This window comes from Paraburkholderia sp. RL18-101-BIB-B, from assembly GCF_046026985.1.
Lineage (GTDB): Bacteria > Pseudomonadota > Gammaproteobacteria > Burkholderiales > Burkholderiaceae > Paraburkholderia.
Genome location: NZ_JARESV010000023.1, coordinates 99,782 through 117,053, shown reverse-complemented (window position 1 = coordinate 117,053; position 17,272 = coordinate 99,782). Strand labels below are relative to the sequence as shown.

At 58.1% G+C, this 17,272-nt stretch carries 14 protein-coding genes; 7 read left to right on the top strand and 7 right to left on the bottom strand.

What is annotated here, in order from left to right:
• Positions 1–623: 623 nt before the first annotated feature.
• Positions 624–5,525 carry an NACHT domain-containing protein gene (locus P0D73_RS27990; protein WP_408433665.1) on the top strand — a complete coding sequence of 1,634 codons (4,902 nt, stop codon included), beginning with the start codon at positions 624–626 and terminating at the stop codon, positions 5,523–5,525.
• A gap of 285 nt (positions 5,526–5,810) precedes the next feature.
• On the opposite strand, the gene P0D73_RS27985 is transcribed toward P0D73_RS27990, so the two are convergent.
• Positions 5,811–6,539 carry a GntR family transcriptional regulator gene (locus P0D73_RS27985; RefSeq protein ID WP_408433662.1) on the bottom strand — a complete coding sequence of 243 codons (729 nt, stop codon included), beginning with the start codon at positions 6,537–6,539 and terminating at the stop codon, positions 5,811–5,813.
• Positions 6,540–6,818: 279 nt separating this feature from the next.
• Here P0D73_RS27985 and P0D73_RS27980 point away from each other — a divergent pair, with 279 nt between their 5' ends.
• The 5 genes from P0D73_RS27980 (at position 6,819) to P0D73_RS27960 (ending at position 11,956) form a co-directional block, all read left to right on the top strand.
• Positions 6,819–7,529 (top strand): fumarylacetoacetate hydrolase family protein, encoded by a 711-nt coding sequence (locus tag P0D73_RS27980; RefSeq protein WP_408433659.1) that lies wholly within the window; start codon positions 6,819–6,821, stop codon positions 7,527–7,529.
• A complete protein-coding gene (locus tag P0D73_RS27975) occupies positions 7,526–8,410 on the top strand; it encodes a polysaccharide deacetylase family protein (protein ID WP_408433656.1) in 885 nt (294 codons plus the stop codon). The genes P0D73_RS27980 and P0D73_RS27975 overlap by 4 nt, the downstream gene beginning before the upstream one ends.
• A gap of 92 nt (positions 8,411–8,502) precedes the next feature.
• Positions 8,503–9,762, top strand: a complete 1,260-nt coding sequence (locus P0D73_RS27970) for an MFS transporter (RefSeq protein WP_408433653.1) — start codon at positions 8,503–8,505, stop codon at positions 9,760–9,762.
• A gap of 52 nt (positions 9,763–9,814) precedes the next feature.
• Complete coding sequence (locus P0D73_RS27965) at positions 9,815–10,846, top strand: ABC transporter substrate-binding protein (RefSeq protein WP_408433650.1); 1,032 nt, start codon at positions 9,815–9,817, stop codon at positions 10,844–10,846.
• Between the two features lie 66 nt (positions 10,847–10,912).
• Positions 10,913–11,956, top strand: coding sequence for a porin (locus P0D73_RS27960; protein WP_408433647.1), 1,044 nt, complete (start codon positions 10,913–10,915; stop codon positions 11,954–11,956).
• A gap of 666 nt (positions 11,957–12,622) precedes the next feature.
• On the opposite strand, the gene P0D73_RS27955 is transcribed toward P0D73_RS27960, so the two are convergent.
• The 6 genes from P0D73_RS27955 to P0D73_RS27930 all read right to left on the bottom strand — a co-directional run bounded on the left by P0D73_RS27955 (position 12,623) and on the right by P0D73_RS27930 (position 16,724).
• The gene (locus tag P0D73_RS27955) at positions 12,623–13,615 is read right to left on the bottom strand and encodes a hypothetical protein (protein ID WP_408433644.1); all 993 of its coding nucleotides are present in this window, start codon (positions 13,613–13,615) and stop codon (positions 12,623–12,625) included.
• A 103-nt stretch (positions 13,616–13,718) separates the two neighbouring features.
• A complete protein-coding gene (locus P0D73_RS27950; RefSeq protein WP_408433641.1) occupies positions 13,719–13,976 on the bottom strand; it encodes a hypothetical protein in 258 nt (85 codons plus the stop codon).
• A gap of 62 nt (positions 13,977–14,038) precedes the next feature.
• Positions 14,039–14,638, bottom strand: coding sequence for a type II toxin-antitoxin system VapB family antitoxin (locus P0D73_RS27945; RefSeq protein ID WP_408433638.1), 600 nt, complete (start codon positions 14,636–14,638; stop codon positions 14,039–14,041).
• Between the two features lie 278 nt (positions 14,639–14,916).
• A complete protein-coding gene (locus tag P0D73_RS27940; RefSeq protein WP_408433636.1) occupies positions 14,917–15,135 on the bottom strand; it encodes a hypothetical protein in 219 nt (72 codons plus the stop codon).
• Between the two features lie 313 nt (positions 15,136–15,448).
• Positions 15,449–16,234 (bottom strand): metallophosphoesterase, encoded by a 786-nt coding sequence (locus tag P0D73_RS27935; RefSeq protein WP_408433633.1) that lies wholly within the window; start codon positions 16,232–16,234, stop codon positions 15,449–15,451.
• Between the two features lie 4 nt (positions 16,235–16,238).
• Positions 16,239–16,724, bottom strand: coding sequence for a hypothetical protein (locus tag P0D73_RS27930; RefSeq protein ID WP_408433631.1), 486 nt, complete (start codon positions 16,722–16,724; stop codon positions 16,239–16,241).
• A gap of 221 nt (positions 16,725–16,945) precedes the next feature.
• Here P0D73_RS27930 and P0D73_RS27925 point away from each other — a divergent pair, with 221 nt between their 5' ends.
• Positions 16,946–17,245, top strand: coding sequence for a helix-turn-helix domain-containing protein (locus tag P0D73_RS27925; RefSeq protein WP_408433629.1), 300 nt, complete (start codon positions 16,946–16,948; stop codon positions 17,243–17,245).
• The last annotated feature ends 27 nt before the right edge of the window (positions 17,246–17,272 follow it).

The window sequence follows — 17,272 nt, the reverse complement described above, 5'->3', positions numbered from 1 at the left end:
GAGCATCGCTTCGCTACGGCGTCAGCGCCCGTGCAGCATTCCGCCCGGCCGCACCGCATCCGACATCGCTGGACATCCTGATCTATCAATCGCCATAGCGGCGCGTCCCGACCACATCGGAGCACTCCGCAGTTTCCTCCATCGGGCTTATTCGACGCCTGCCGACACGCGCGGAGGCATGCACATTCCTGCGGCCGATGGCAGGCATCGAATAAACCTTAACGACCCCGGCCAGGCGCCGGCCGGCGGGCGAAGTCGGCCTTAGATCGGCCGCGTCGGACAGCAGTCGACCCACAAGGGACAGCCAAGCTGCTCAGAAGCAGTCATCCCCTTGATCTTTTTCACCTGGTCGTTCCGTCGCGGCGCACCGCTCTGAGTCAGACGCACGGAGTTACGAAACGCGCAAAACCGCGGTGCTCGCCGCGGCGGCCCGTCCAAGCCGAACCCCGTCCTAGCTTTGGGGATCTCGCCTCTGTCCAGCGCTGCGGCGCAATGCCTGTTTCATGCCTGTGAGGACGAGATACTGCGAAACTAGACGGAACGGCAGTGGATGCTACGATCCTTCTTTCGGTGCGGCTGTCGGGAAGTCGCATGTAAAAAAACATCCACACTAGTTCAAAACTATGTCGACAAACGAGACTATTTCGGCTGTTACAGCGCCTGCTGGCGAAATTCCCGCTTTCATCCCGGTGACCACGGCCGCACAATCTTTGCCGTTCGAGTCATTGAGTTGGCAGAACTTCGAAAAGCTGTGTTACCGATTGGCGGGGAAAGATGCAGACATAGAGACACATAGTCTCTATGGTCGAGCGGGACAGGCCCAAGAAGGCATAGATATTTTCGCGCGAAAGGTCAACGGCAGATATAACACTTGGCAGGCAAAGAAATATAAGAACTACACGGTCGCCAATTTGAATAAGGCCGTGGAAGCTTTTGTGTCTGGAAGCTGGGCTAGCCGGACCGAAAACTTCTATATCGCGGTTCAATGCGCAGTAGACGATGTTCCGCTGCAAGATGCGATCGAAGCTCACGCTGGAGCATTGCGGCAGCAGAATATCGTTCTAAGGGTTCTTGGCGGGGACGACCTGTCTACTTCACTGCGCCCCTACCCTGAGATCGTGCTTGAATTCTTTGGGCGATGTTGTGCAAAGGATTTTTACGGCGATTCGATTGAGAACAACGTATTGGAGCGGCTCGATGGTTCAGACGTGTCCAAAATCAGGAATCAGTTGCAGAAAGTCTATAGCGCGGGTTTTCAACTGCTTGACAGGATTGCCGTGGACACGGCAGCACCGTTGTCATCCGCGCAGGCAGCAGCATTCCCGTTGGTGCAGCGCTTTTCAATGCCCGACGTATTGGTGCGAGAAACGGTAGTAACTCAGGTATCAAAAGATGCAGACTTGAAAGTGATCGATGCGGTGTCATCTAATCGCCCCACGATGAACGAGATGGCAGCGGCTGATCGCTTGGAAGTTCGACGAGTAAATCGATTAAGTCGGATTCCGGTGAGCCAATGGCTCTCAGCGGGAGATGGTTTTGCGATTCTCGGGGACGCCGGCTCTGGCAAAAGCACAATCCTTCGCTGCCTTGCGCTGGATATCTTGACGGGACAAGAGATCTTTCCAGAAGTAGCAAAAAAGTTGGGGCGGCAGATTCCGATATTTGTCTCTTTTGCCAAATGGGTTCGCATTACGCAGACTAAGGGGACGGCAGTTGGGCTCAAAGAAATAATACGCGAGTCACTCCAACAGCAGCTAACTGCTGATCTCGTTGGATTGCTTGATAGGGCTGTTGATGAGCGGCGCATTATCTTGCTAGTCGATGGGCTGGACGAATGGGCGAACGAGCAGGCCGCACGGACGACGTTGCAGCACCTTCTTACCTTGTCGATCGCGCATGAAATCCCAACGGTCGTTACCGCTCGACCACGTGGGCTAGCTCGAATCGGAACCATTCCGAAAGATTGGGCTACCAGTTCCATTGCACCGTTGTCCTCAATTCAGCAGCGGGGGATTGTCTCGGCTTGGTTTGGCCGCAGTGCCAATGTCGACGAGGACAAGGCCGCCTCAGAGAGCACAGTCGGATGGAGGACTGAACGCTTCTTCCGTGAACTAAGAAAGGGACGTGGGCTCGAAACACTCGCTGAAACCCCATTGATGTTGTTAGCGTTGATCGCGCTCGCGATTCGTCGACAGGTGCTGCCACTTAACAAGGTCCAGGCGCTGGGGCAACTCACAGACGTCCTCCTCGACATCCATCCGCAAACACGAGCGACTGCAGCGGGCGATATCGAGTCCCGGTTTTCCGCAGCCGCAACGAGCGAAGTTCGGAAGGATTCACTCGGTGCCCTCGCATTCGCGATCCGAAGCGAGGGCGCCGACGCAGGATACTCATTAAAGGCGGCTCGTCAACAGATTAAGAAATTCCTCAGCGATCCAGATGGATATGCATTTTCGGTTGAGCAAGCGCTCTCCGTAACCAATGAGATTCTTGCAGTGAATGCAGAAACCGTCGGCCTCCTTGTAGAGAAAGGTCCCGAAGAAATCGGTTTCGTTCATGCAAGTATTGAAGAGTATCTTGCTTCAGTGCACATTCACTCATGGCCATTGGACTCTATCTTGATTTTTGTGGGGCGAAATGCGGGCTCCATCAGGTGGCGCAGTGTGCTTACTGACTTAATCGTTTCAACGAAACGACGCACGGAAACTGAAGCAATAATTTCGGCCATAGAGGCCGCCACGACAGATACGCTAGGAAGTATCCAGCGCCGTATTCTGCTTTCGGAGGTTGCTTTTGGGCCAGCTGAGATTCATCGAACTACAGCGCAGCGGTTGGCCGACAAGAGCATAGCGATCATCGAGTCTTCAGGGTGGGAAACCGAGAGGCGCGCTCACTTGTCCGCTTTCCTCGAAGGCATACACAATCCCACTTTGAGTCAAGATATCGTCTATAGGATGCAAGAGTGGGGAATGCGGTCTGAAGATTACCTGTCGAGCTTTTACAGGGTAGCCATCCGTTGGCCGAATGAGAGCTACCGGCTGAAGGTCATTCAAAAAGGCTTTGTAGACGAACGGTACCACAATAGGCGCGCAGCAAAAGAAGCCCTTGTCGAGATTTACGCAGGAAGCAAAGAGGTTGAAAATTGGCTGGTTTCGCTGCTTCAAAGCGCAATGGATCTGTCAGTAGTGGCCTTCGCTCTTGAGGCCTTGGTCGAGGGATGGCCGGACAATAGCGAAATCCCTGTCTTCATTGAGCAGGCTATGTCGTGCGCGCACAACGAAGTGCAATTGAGCGCGATGTTCGCCAAGGTCAAGCGCGCGACGGCTGACGACGAAGACTTGTCCAGGATGCTCGCCCTTGCACATTCACACTCAGATCTGGATTACGAATGTAGAGGGATGGCGGCGCACGTTCTGTTGTTGGGTTGGAAGGACCATCCAACTGTGGTCGACAAATGCGTCCGCAGTGCTGACGATCGTCATAATAGACGAGAGGAAGAAATTCAGAACAGTATCGCGTGGTCATATCTTTTGGGTTGCTCGGAAACGAATGAGCGGATAACCGCATTGATACTGAGAAACTTCGAAGAAAAGCGTCCGTTCACATTGGGCCTCCCTGGTGACTGGTCGCCCCTTATGCGCTTCGTCCGAGCAAATTCCGATGTTCGAGAAGGAGTGGTTACTAGCATTCTCCGAGGTGGGGCGGAGCACCAAGAATACAAGATATATCCAATCTTGGTGTCATTGCTCGATGATCGCCTGAAGGCTTACTGTCTGGACAATGCACGGACAGCGCATGACTTCGGTATCTTCTGGTACGTTGCTCCTCTCCTGAACGGTTGGCCCTCGGACGACCCAGATATCTGTTCTCTGAAGCTAGAGATCGACACGTGGACGGCGGAAAGAAAAAATCAACTTATCTCATTGTTCCCGAAGCTTATGTCGTCGGAAAGCTGCCGAGCTGAGCTAATTCGGATAACTCGCGAAGACGGCAAAGCAAGACTTGATTTGTTGGTTAAAGCATTTGCAACGCTGGGACTAACAGATGACGAAGAAGTCGCGGAGTTGTTGCTGACGCGCATAGAACAGTCGAGTGACGGTGTTTTTTCCGCCGCAGGGGAGTTCATTGCCTCTTTTCAGAAGCATCCTAAAGTCCGACAATTTGCGTTGACGATGCTGCGGTCAAAGCGTGAAATTCCCGTCGCGGCGATAGCACATATACAGGACACGAACATACAGCAAGAATTGTGCAGACGGCTTATGCCTCTCGGCCCGTTATCAAGGCAAATGATTCTTGACGCGTCGACCAATGAATTCGACAGGAACGAACAATTGCGCGACCTTCTCTCAAGGTACGATTGGGAGGAAGACTGTGATCTCAAGGTGCAGTACGCTGTACACTATTTTGAAGCGATACGATCTTCGGGAGAAGATATTCGCCCGCATGTGGAGCGGCTTCTAGATGATTCGATTGCCACCGGGCCCGATCATGATAAGCGCCGAGCAGCCGCGTTCGCAGGACTGCTTTCTTTGGGGGCGATTGAGCGATTTGTGCCGCTACAATGGGCAAATAAGCCGCTTGGCGTTGCCTTGGGAGCCTACGGATCAGAGAGCCAAACTCTATTAAAATTAATTGCCAAAAATTGGTCCTATCTAACAGAGGTGTTCGAGGGTAAGCTCATTGACAGAATTGCTGCCGATGGTGTTGGGCGAGATTTTTGGGCAGCGATTTCTGCTTATCTCCCAGACGATGATTTGTTGAGATCAACTTTTGTTCAGCACTGCACCAATGAAGCCGTAGCAGTCGACGCCGGGTTGTTAAGGGCGATTTCAAAGGAAGTGCCAAGAAGTGATCTTTTGCGAGAATATTGCATGCGCGCGATTATGGGAGAGGGGGGAGTCCGTCCAAACCGGAACTGGCATGAGATGCAGCTGTATTTCGAAGCTTCGCAAATTCTGAGAGATCACTTTAAGGGAGATCTGACTATAACTGCTGAGTTGGAGGCACTCGTAAAACGATCCGGTCGCACCTCGGGTGTTGTCCCCCTCGTCTTATTTGATCCTAAGAGTGAGGTTTTGCGCGATCTCGTGGCCTACTTGGAGAAGGCAGGCGACGATTTGGACGCGCACTACTCATCGGTGGTTATCGCTGCAGAATTGTGCGATACCGCGACTTTCATAAGAATAGTACGTGCCATGGTCAATCGCGATTTTCATTCGATGTGGGACTTCCAAGAATGGTGCAATCAAGCGGTGCGTAGCAGACTACTACGCGACGAGGCTGCGGTACAGGAGTTCCGGAAGATCGTATGCGATGGGGCAACGGAAAATGAGCTTGCAACGCTACCGCGTTATCTGGCAGATACCGGAAACCTCGACGAGGAGACTGTTACCGTCTGCCGAAATATTGTGAATGAGCGCATGCGAGGAAAGGGTGTTGCGCCTTCTGGTTACGACGGCGTTGCCGACAGTATTCGCCCAACGATTTACTCGCTACTCGACGTGCTTACGGGACCGGTCGGTTGATCGAATAAAGCTCATGTTCCGTCACGGCTTTGGATCTTTGCTGGAATTCAAAGTACCTTCCGATTGTCGACAATCTCGGTGCAACTGTCGACTGTCTCTTTGTGGCCGGTCGCCGTCTCATGCGATGGGCATATGGGGCACATGATTCGAACTATGGCGAGCGCCGGCACGTGATCGCTCTCAGCCCTTAGGTTCCCCCGGCTCATCGTTGAGCATGCTTTTTTCGAATTCATCGAAACGGCTCGCACCGGTATGCGCGCACCTTTCGGTGCGCAACAGGTTGCGCTACTCCACCGCTGCCTTCCGCTGCCCTGGCCTGTTTCGTTGCGCGGTAGTGATCTGCCGGCTGGCCGCGCGGATCAGCGACGTCTTCACGCTCACGACGTGCTGCCGCATCAGCGCTTCGGCTTCACGCGGCTCGCGCGCGAGGATCGCGTCATAAATACGATGGTGAAAGCGGTGACGTTCGCGAATGTCGTCGATTTCGAACGCGAGAATGTTGTGCGTCGAAGTCTGAGGAATCTGTTGGCACAGACGCAACACATCGGACACCAGCCGCGAACTCGCCGCGTCATGAATGACGGAATGGAAAATCTCATTGATTTCCGCGTATTCCGCGCGCTGGGCATTCGGTTCGATGCCGCTGGCAAGAATCTGATCACCGCGCGTCAGCGCGTTTTCGAGCTCAATGCAGGCATCGGCGGAAAGGCCGCGCTCGGCGGCAAGGCGGGCGGCGAGACCTTCGGCGAGCGCCCGCATTTCATACGCATCGACAATCTCCGATAGCGGAAACGCGCGCACAGTGAAGCCGCGGTTCGGTGTGTAAGTCAACAATCCTTCACCCGCGAGCATCTGCAGCGCGGCCCGTAATGGCGTGCGCGAGACGGCGAGGCCGCGGCTTAGAGAGACTTCGTTGATGCGCGATCCGGATGCAATCACCCCATCGAGCAGATCCTGGCGGATACGTTCGGCGAGTTCGCCGGACAGCGTCGCCGCCCCGGTTTTTTCCATCATTGGCGTCCTTCGACTTAGAGACGTGCCTGATTATAAATCAGAGCTGAGCACAATTATGGCTCGCATGCGGTGAATCGTATGCATCTGGTAAGTGCATGTCACCATCCGTGTGCAGGGGAAGTCCCAATATGCACGGCCAGAAACACTAAATGCATTGATTCTGCGCGCATGCAATCAACGGTTTTTCAATGCGCAAACTGAATACACTTTTGCATTGACATTGCATTATTGTATACACATGATCATTGCAACCCGTCTTCACTGTCCGGAGAATCAAGCTTGACCGTCGATCAGTCTTCTTATGCCGTTGCATTGGCTACACCCGTCCTGTCCGTTGCCGGCAGCGCTTCCCGCTTCCCCGTTCGCCGGGTGTACTGCGTTGGCCGCAACTATGTCGAACACATCCGCGAAATGAAGGAAGGTGACGAACGCGATCCGCCTTTCTTCTTCCAGAAACCGTCGGACTCGATCGTCGCGAACGGCGCCGAACTGAGCTTTCCGCCGTACACCGAAGACTTCCAGCACGAGATCGAACTGGTCGCCGCGATCGGTAAGTGCGGCATGAATATTTCAGTTGAAGACGCGCTCAGCCATGTGTTCGGGTACGCGGTCGGTATCGATATGACGCGCCGCGACCGTCAGCGCGAAGCGCGCGAACGGATGCTACCGTGGGAGATCGGCAAGTCGTTCGACGAATCGGCGCCGTGCGGCCCGCTGCATCCGGTCGAACGCGTCGGCCATATCGGACGCGGCTCGATTTCGCTTTCCGTGAACGGCGAGGCGCGCCAGAAGGGCGACCTCGGCCAGATGATCTGGAATGTGCCGGAGATCATTGCGAACCTGTCGACGCAATACGAACTGAAGGCCGGCGACCTGATCTTCACCGGCACGCCTGCGGGCGTCGGTCCGGTCGTGCCCGGTGACCGCATCGAAGGCGTGATCGAAGGGCTCGACACTATCCACTTCACCATTGGCTCCAGGAAACAATGACTATGCTACCGAACGAACGTCTTGCTTATTCGCCGATCGTCGATCGGCCGAAACTCGCGTTGCCGGGCGACGCGAAACTTGCTGTCTGGGTAATCGTCAATATCGAAGAATGGAATCCGCGCGAAACGATGCCACGCACCGTGCTGACGCCGCCGGCCGGCGGCTCGCCGACACCAGACATCCCGAACTGGGCGTGGCACGAGTACGGCAATCGTGTCGCGTACTGGCGGATGCTCGATGTGCTGGATACGCTCGGCATTCGCGCGGCGCTGGCGATCAACGGTTCCGCGATCCGCGCCTATGAACCGATCTCGCGGGCGGCGCTCGAGCGGGGCTGGGAGTTCATGGGTCACGGCTACAGCCAGAAGAACATGCAGAAGGTGGACGACGAGCGCGCCGACATCCTGAAGACCACCACTGCAATCCGCGATTTCACCGGCCGCGCGCCGCGCGGCTGGCTCGGACCTGGCCTGACGGAGACGTGGGAGACGCCGGATATCCTCGCCGAAGAAGGCTACGACTATGTGTGCGACTGGGTGCTAGACGACCAGCCGCTGTACCTGAAGACGCGCGGCAAACCGATTGTCAGCGTTCCCTATACGCAGGAATGCAACGACGTCGCGATGATGCTGATTCAGCATCATGCGGCCGTCGAATACCGCACCCGCGCGATCGACCAGTTCGAACAGCTGTACGCCGATGCACAGAACGAGCCGCGCGTGATGGCGCTCGTCGTCCATCCGTACATCATGGGCGTGCCGCACCGGCTGCGTTATTTCCGCGAGGCGCTGGCGCATATCCGTGCGCGTCCTGGCGTCGTGTTCACGACCGGCAGCGAGATTTGCGACGCGTTCGTGGCTTCCACTCCGATGTCGGACTGACCCGCAGACGGATACGCGCGTTGGCCGCCAACGGCTGCGCAATTCCAGCAGTAAGCGGCGGCCCGGCGGTCGTCGCCTTCTTCGAGACGCTCATGAAAAGCACCGTTTCGCAGGCCGGGGTCCGGCCTGCAGGTCCCGTTGTTGCCGCCGTCGGCATGTTTGTCGTTTTGCTGGCGTCCTATTCGATCAACGCGATGGACCGGCAGATCTTCCCGCTGCTCGCGGCCGACGTGCGCCACGAGTTAGGCTTTGGCCTTGCGGAAACCGGACTGCTGTCGACCATTTTCACGCTCGGCATGGCGATCGCCGGCGTGCCGACCGGCTTCCTGCTTGCCCGGCTCTCGCGCAAAAGCGCGACCCTCATAGGCATTGCGATCTTTTCGCTCGGCACGGTGCTGACTGCCTGCGCGCACGGCTTTGTCGACATGCTGCTGTATCGCGCCGCGACCGGCATCGGCGAGGCAATGCAACTGACGGTGATCATCGCAATCGGCACCAGCTACTTCACCCGCTTCCGGTCGACTGCGGTGGGCGCGGTGAACTTCTCGTTCGGCGTCGGCGCGATCGTCGGCCCTATCGCAGGCAGCGGCTTGCTGGCGATGCGGCATACGTGGCGGTTTCCGATGGTCGTATTCGGCCTCCTCGGGGTGGTCGCGATCGTACTGCTCGCTGTCGCGGTGCGCCCATGGTTCAGCGAAGTCCGGGCCGCGGAAGCGAGCCGCAATAGCGCGCAGATTTCCGCGGCGCCGACGCTGCTCAACCGCAACACCGTTCTGTTGACGGTGCTCAGCCTGATCGGCGGCCTGATCATCTATGGGTATCTCGGCATGTACCCAACGTTCCTGCGCGAGCATCTGGCCTTCACGCCGGCCGTGACCGGACACGTGATGAGCGCCTACGGAATCGGTGTGTTCGCATCGATTGCGGGCGGCTGGATCGGCGACTGCCTGTCGGCTCGCAAAGTGCTCTCGGTGAGCTTTCTGATTGCCGCCGTGCTCGGCTACGGGTTGTTCTACTCCGCCACCAGCGTGGCTGCACAGGAAGCGTTGTCGTTCGTGTGGGGGCTCGTCGTCAGCGGAACCATTTATGTGAACCTCGCCGGCTATCACATTCGTTCGGTCAGCGGCCATTTGAACAACAAGGCGTCGGGCGTGTTCGTGTCAAGCCTGTACGGTTCGGCATCGATTGCCGGCTACACGATCGGATGGCTTGCCACGTCCGCCGGATGGTCGGCGGCCGGCCTCGAACAGATTTCTTTGCTGGCTTGCGTCGGCGCACTCATTTCGCTCGGATTGCAGCCGTCGAAGATGGCATTGCCGGTAAGCCGAATGATGACGGCAGACGCGAAGTAGATCGTCTGCGGTTTTTTTTAAATATGTTGCATCCTACATTTAGGATTGTTAAGTGAACACACCGATAAAGAAATCATTGGCAAGACTGACGGCTGCGGCATTCATCGCGTGCGCGGTGTCGGCTCTCCCGGTTACGGCGGCACAAGCGCAGCCCGCGCCCAGCTTGGGCGACCTCACCGTCAACGTGTTCCCCGGCGGGTTCAACTGGCCGAGCTATGTCGCCGAGGACAAAGGTTTCTTCCAGCAGCACGGCATCGACGTGATCCTGCAAGCGACGACCGGTTCCGTCGCGCAGATGACCGATCTGTCTCAGGGACACTTTGATATCGCGATGACGGCGATCGACAACATCGTCGCCTATGTCGAAGGCGAAGGCGAAGCGCCGATCGGTCCGCAGCCGGACTTCGTCGCCGTGATGGGGAGCGACAGCAGCTTCCTGAGTCTCGTCGCGGCGCCGGACATCAAAACCTACGACGAACTGCGCGGCAAGACGCTGTCGGTCGATGCGCGCACCACCGGCTACGCATTCGTGCTGTACGACATGCTGGCGCGCAAGGGCCTGAAGCCTGGCGACTACACGGTCGAGACGGCGGGCGGCATGACCCAGCGCTGGACGGCACTGCAGCACCACATGCAGGTCGCCACGCTGCTGTCGACGCCGTTCAACATTCTCGCTCGCAACGAAGGCTTCAATCAGATCGTGGCCGCGACCGACGTCATCGGTCCGTATCAGGGCAACGTCGCGGCGACACGCCGGTCGTGGGCGCGCCAGAACAAGCCGAAGCTGGTGGCGTTCATTCAGGCGTACGTCGAGGCGATCGACTGGCTCTACGACCCGAAAAATCATGACGAGGCGATCCGCATCCTGTTGAAAAACGTGCCGCAGATGTCGCCTGAACTGGCCTCCACGACGTACGGCGAACTGCTCGATCCGAAAGCGGGATTCTTCCGCAAGGGCCGAATCAGCGTGCCGGGCATCAAGACGGTGCTGGCGCTGCGCACCCGCTATGCGATGCCGCACAAAGCGCTGAAAGACCCGATGAAGTACTACGACCCGACCTATTACCGCACCGCCATGCACTGATTCGTTGCGCCCGGCAGGACCGAAATCAGAACCAGAATCAGAGGCGTAAGCTACGGAGAACCAAATATGAACAGGAAATTGCGTCGCGCGCTGCCTGCGGTGGCGTTCGCCGCGATGTGCGGGAGCGGCGTGGCCGCGGCCCAGTCGAGTGTGACTTTGTACGGCGACGTCGATGCGTTCGTCGGAGCGAAAAAGGCGTTGGGTGGGAAGACCGCATTTATGGTCGGCAACGGCGGCGCAACCGCGTCGTTCTGGGGAATTAAAGGCTCTGAAGATTTGGGTGGCGGCTATCAGGCCATATTCGAGCTGGAAAGCTACTTCTCGGTGCAGAACGGTACGTTCGGCCGGTTCGCGGGCGACGGCTTTTTCTCGCGCAATGCGTGGGTCGGCGTGAACGCGCCATGGGGCAAGCTGGTCGCCGGCCAGATCGGACCGCTCTACTGGAATTCGACGATCTTCTTCAATCCGTTCTTCAACTCGTTCGTGTTCTCGCCGGCGGTGATCCATACCTATGTGCCGGTCAACGGCCAGGGCGTGGGCGGCGGCGGTGGCGAGTGGAGCAACGCGGTCACGTATTCGACCGTGCCGTATGGCGGCTGGCAACTCAACGCCCAATACGCGTTTGGCAATGCAGCCGGCGAGCCCGGGCAGAACAAATGGGCTGGACAGGTGATCTACCGTAGCGGCGCGTTGGCGGCCAACGTGGTCTACCAGCAGATCAAGTTCAATACGGTGGCGGGCGACCTCGCGGCGAGCGTACCGGGCCTGTCGACGCAGTCGGCGGTGCAGGCAGGCACCACTTACGATTTCGGCACCGTCAAGCTGTACGGCCAGTATCAGTACGTGTCGAACGCGATCTCCGGCGGCGGGTACCACGTCAATTTCGGCGAGCTTGGGGCATCCATCAAGGTCGGCACGGGCAGCATTCTGATGTCCGACGGGATGTCGAAGAGCGGCGGGCAACGGGACGATTTCCGCAACACGTGGTCGGTCGGCTATGACTATCCGTTGTCCGGCCGCACGATCGTGTACGCTGCGGTCCTCGGCGATCATGCGACGAACTTCTCGTACGGATACACCGTAGGGGGCGGTATCCGGACAATGTTCTGATCGACGTAAAGTCGTCACCCGGCGGTGCCGAGGCGTGAAAGCGCAATGAATCTGTCACCACCCGCGGTACGGCGCGATGCGGTTCAGCGGCGTTGCGGTGACACATTTGCTTCCACGCTCGGACAAATAGAAGTGACAACTCGCCTCAGTCCGAATTAGATCTGTCACTTCGCGTCGCAAGCCCTGGAATTAGCATCCAAGCTCTTGATTAGGCTAGCGAAGTCTCGGCGTTGATGCGGGCCACAGTTGGAGTCCGCATCGGTGCGTGCGGTTTGAATCGCATCGGCGCTGTTACGCGTGGAAAAGGCTTGCGATAAGAAGGGTCTGGTGTCTCCATTTAACCGGAATTGAACGGTTTCAACCCGCTCACGTAGCCGAGTGAGGCTGTTCTACCGGGTCCTGGAGCTTGCTGTCGCCCATGAACCGGTCCGTTTCGGGACCTTGTTATGAACCAGCGCCCAAAGGCTGTTCCTCCAAAGCCGCCGCGGCAACGCGGACGTCCGCCGAGCTTGGCGTAGGCATCTGGGGTCATACGCCGGCCGCAGCGATCACCCGTATAAGCTAGTGTTTTGATACGTCGCTATCTTTCGTCTTTGACGTGCGAACGCGGCCCCGTGCAATATCGGTCTCTCCCAGCGAAGCGCAGTCGGCATCTCCTGCCTTACGCTAACCATGCACCGTTCCTTCCACGTGATTACGAGCAGTCTCGACTACGGCCGAGGGGTCGGTCGCGAGGCGCTCACGAGGCCGTTTGCCGTGAAGCATGCCGTTTGTCGATTCGAACCACGAGGCGATCCTGAATGGCGTGTAATCAGCAAAGAGCTTCAGAATCTCTGCCACCTCGGGGATAGGGTTGCCGAGTTCGTCAAAAATGTATGCCGGGTACAAGGTCTCTCGGGCCAGATCAATGGAAAAAATCTTACCCTCCTGCTTCCAACGGATCGCTACTGCTCGGGGAATTGCGGCGCCAGAATTGTGCTGCTTGCCGACCGCTAGGGCAGTCAACCATGAGGTTCCGTCAAGCACGGCTGCAATCGACTCTGTCTCCATGTCGGCGCGCAAAGATCCTGGTTGCCGGATCGAATCGGCAAGCCGGTCAGCCCCGAGCCATCGACGATCGCTTTCCTGCCGCGAACCGCTCAGCTGCAAAACCGGCCTGGCCACGGCCGCGCGCATGCGATCGAGGATTGATTCAGCAGCCTGCTCGCCTTCTTCGGGCGTCCACCGTACGCAGGCACCGGTGTCGGACCAGCCAAATCCACGATCACTTATGTAGTGCACTTCCCGAAGTTCTCTCCAGATTTCCCCGACCTCGTGATACTCAATCAGCCGGTAATCCCAATGCGATTTAGGTTCGCGGGAAGTCCGGTCTGCATCTGATGATGGATCACCGACCATGGGAGGAGCGACGCCATCGTCGATTGCAGCGTTCACCGCTTCAACAGACACGGCCTCATCAGCGTGCCGGATGCAACCTCGCAGGGCGCTCAAAGGAAATGAGTCTGAAGACGGATTGATGTTGTCGTCGTTGCCTGATTCGACCTTCAACCACGGACCCAGAGTGTCCCATAGGCAGTGCTGACACAAGTCGATGCGGATCGCCTGGCCGTCACCGAAAATCGAATGATCCGCCGCGATACTCGATAGACAGCCGTTCATGCCACTCCGAGTCGGGGTCATCCGGCGTCATGCGCCGTCCGCAGCGATCGCACGTGCACGCGGAGACCTCAGGTACCAATCTCTCCCGGAATTCGAGCATGCCCTACTCCTTCGATCGCGGCCGATCCCTCGTCCACCCATGCGGCACCAGCCCCAGTTGCCGTGCCGTATCCGTCGGCAGACGCAGCACGACAGTGCCAGGGGGACGCCCCCAAACACTGTTGATCATGGTCACATCGGCCTGCACACCTTCGATCTCCAGATAGACAGCGTCGTCCTTCTCGAACATTTCGGTGTAGAGCTCCCAGCCGGGCTGATCGCCAGCCTTTTCCTGAAACCGGATAGTGTCTTTGGTGCCCATGGTTTTCCTTCAAGAAAGTCAGTCGATATGATCGACGGGACATTGCCCCGGTGAGAAGATGATCACGCCACCAGGACGTCACGCCACAAATGTTCCGCGGAACCGGCGCGCGGCTTCAAGGACCCCGAGGCGGTTGTCGAGCGCATTCTTTGGCGCGATCGGACCGGCACCACCATCCTCGACGATCCAGCCGTTGGGAAAGTGAAACCACAGGCGGCAATCTTCCACGGGTCTGTAACGGGGCCGAGTTCCGCGAATCTCTTTGATGACCGGCCGCGGCTGATTGCGCTCATCGAACTGGTATCGGGCAAAGTCAACTGGCTCGCCGCTTCCACGCCAAAGATCCAGCCAAGTTGCTGCCATCCGGCTACGCCCTCGGGAGCAGCGCGTGCGCTGATCCACTCTTCCTCGGCCAGCATCTCGAAAATCGTCTCCGCTCGCTCGGTCGGCGGGTCGAGGTGAGTTGTCACGATCTCCATTCCAGTTCCCTCAAGGCAAACTTCGGGTACAGATGCTTCCGGGAACCCTCGAGTCTCCTCGGGTCGGTTCAGCGTGATGAGCATTCGCAATCCCAGTTCGACAACGTCCCGGAATGTCTCCAGTCCAGTGGCGGCGAGCGCATCCGCCAGTAACACCTCGTCAACTTCGATGTCTGTCTGCATGACTTACGTCCCCTCCCAACGCTGCGCACGCATCGCCCTGTGGCGTATCCGGGCAACGGCTCGAGTTCCATCGCATACAGTCGTTGCGCATGCCGTCGCCCGATTTTCTGATTGTCCATGCGGAGCATGCGTTGGGCTGTCCCGCGCGTCAGACAGCGAGGCATGCTGGGCACGGTCGCTAGCAAAAACCCGCTCTGGGTCAGTCACCCTTATTCATCGGGTCGTCGGCGGGTACGCGATTGTGCCGCGGATCGCCGCACATGCGGGTCTCGCGTCGCTCACGCCTCGGGCTCATCCGTGTCCTGTTCACATGAAGCGACGGGCGCGTCCGACGTCGCGGGCTTTGGGCGCACGCGTCGTCGTAGAGGCCCGGCCAGCACTGTGATGCGGTCGTCTGGGAACGGTATCCTGGCTACCTCGATGAACCACTCGCGGGTGCGAAGCGCGAAGGCCTTCATGCGTGCCTCAATCTGCTCGCTGCTTTCATACGGCGGCATGGACTGTCGCCGTCGCTTGCGGCGGTTTCCTTGGTCATGCGACCTCCTTCGAAGTTGCTTCCCTATATCCGTAGTCTTCTTGCTCAACCAGAACCGTTTCCGGTAGCCCTTCTGGCGACTCATCCTATAAACGTAGTCTTTTGCACACGTATGGTCGGTAGCAACCGGGCGGCATCTCCAGCGGGACCCCGAGCCGCAGAGAATCTATGCGGCCGGCTTGCCTGGAAACACGGACAGCATTTCGCTCAACGCCCGTTGCACGGCCCTGTCACTCGGACCACGCGCAGCAGTACACGCGATAATGTGCGCGCAATCAGAGTTCAAGCAGCAGCGCCGGATCAAACGCTGGGTTTTCCCATTCCAGGTCGACGGGGGCGCCCGCCATCAGACGGTTCGTCGCATAGCCGCGCGGGTTGGCAATCACCCGCGACTGACCGACGCGATAATCGAACGAGTCATGCACGTGCCCGTGGATCCACACGTCGGCCAGCTCGAGCACAGGTCGCAGGTCACTTACGAACGCCGCGTTGACCGGGTCGTTCGCATAGCGCGGATGCACCGACGGCGGCGCAACGCCGTGATGGGTGACCACGACCGTGCGCCCGTCAAAGGGCTTCGCCAGTTCGTTTCGCAGCCAGTTCAGTGACCTTTCGTGCTCGGCGAGCGCATGCTCCGGCCGAAAACGCTTCCCGTCGCCGACGCGGATCACGCGATGGTCATGCAGTATCCGCCCCGCCAGCGCCATGCTCCGGTCGCGCGTGCCATTGAGTGCATAGTCCGTCCACAGGCAACAGCCGAGAAACCGCACATCATCCACGACCAACGCGTCGCGCTCGAGGTAATGCACCGCCGTGCCGCCCGCGCGCGTGCGGATCGTATCGGCGAGCAGCCCGTAATCCGCGCCATACGCTTCATGGTTGCCGTGCACGTAGACAACCGGCACCGGCCAGCGCGCAAAATGCTCGACCGCATCGGCGCCCTTCGCAATGTCGCCCGCGAGCACCAGCATATCCGCATCGGAAGGCGCGACCGGGTTATAGCCCGGAAAACTCTGGTGCACGATCTCCAGATGCAGATCCGAGGCGATCTGGATACGCATTCCGTCAGCTCATCCCTGCGCCATCAACCGTGGATTTCCGGCGGCCAGCCTTTGACGAACGCGCCGGTGTGGACGGGTAGATGCGTTTTCCGGGAGAGTGTTTCTCTGCGACACTGATCGGCATCGAGAATTCCTCGCCCGCTGCTGTCGTGAATCGAGCAAACGACACCAGCGGATGGTTCTCATCATAGGCTGCGGTTGCGCCGACGTGAATCTCGCTCAGCGGCTGGAGGCTCCATTGCGCCGAGTCCTTGTGCGGCTTCGCGCTCAGCACAGCCGCGCCCCGCACGATCTGGCCGTCTGCCGTCAGTTGCAGTAGCGTCTTCGCAGCACCCGACGCGAATTCCACCATGGCAACCCGGGGGAGGTCGCGTTTGCTGGCGGCAAATTGCAGGATGAGCACATCACCACAACCCGCCATCTCGGTAACGGCCGACAACGTCACTCCGGGCCATGCCGGCAAACAGTTCTGGTCAGAAGTCAAAAACATAAATCTAGATTCCTATCTTTACAGGTCACCCACCGTCCTCTACGCAACAGCGCCACGCCTGTGGATTTGCAGAATGCCGCTTTCAATTTCGCCGCTGAGTCGCCGCCTAAGCTGATACCGGCGCCCAAAAAGAGGGCGACCAAGACACGTTAATTCATACTCCAGTATGAAGACAAATTATAGCGGTAAAAGGACAGTGCTCCCATTTCAAGGGAGCAAATTTGGAAGCAGCGGAAGCCTTCGGAACTGTATTGCGTGCACGTCGCCTTGAGGCGAATTTGACCCAGGAGCAACTGGCATTTGAGGCTGAAATTCAACGCGTGTATGTGAGCAAGCTGGAATTGGGACGGGCTCAACCGACGCTTGCAATGCTGCTTACTCTGGCCAGGGCGCTTGAATGCACCGCCAGCGAACTGGTTGCGGCAGTCGAGCAATGTATGGCGAACGCCCCCATGAAAAAGAAATCGGGCTCTGAGCCCGGACGCCTGCGCGCCCGGCCAGGCGCGAAGCGTCCAAAATAGACGTGCGTATGCAATGAGGCGTCCCGG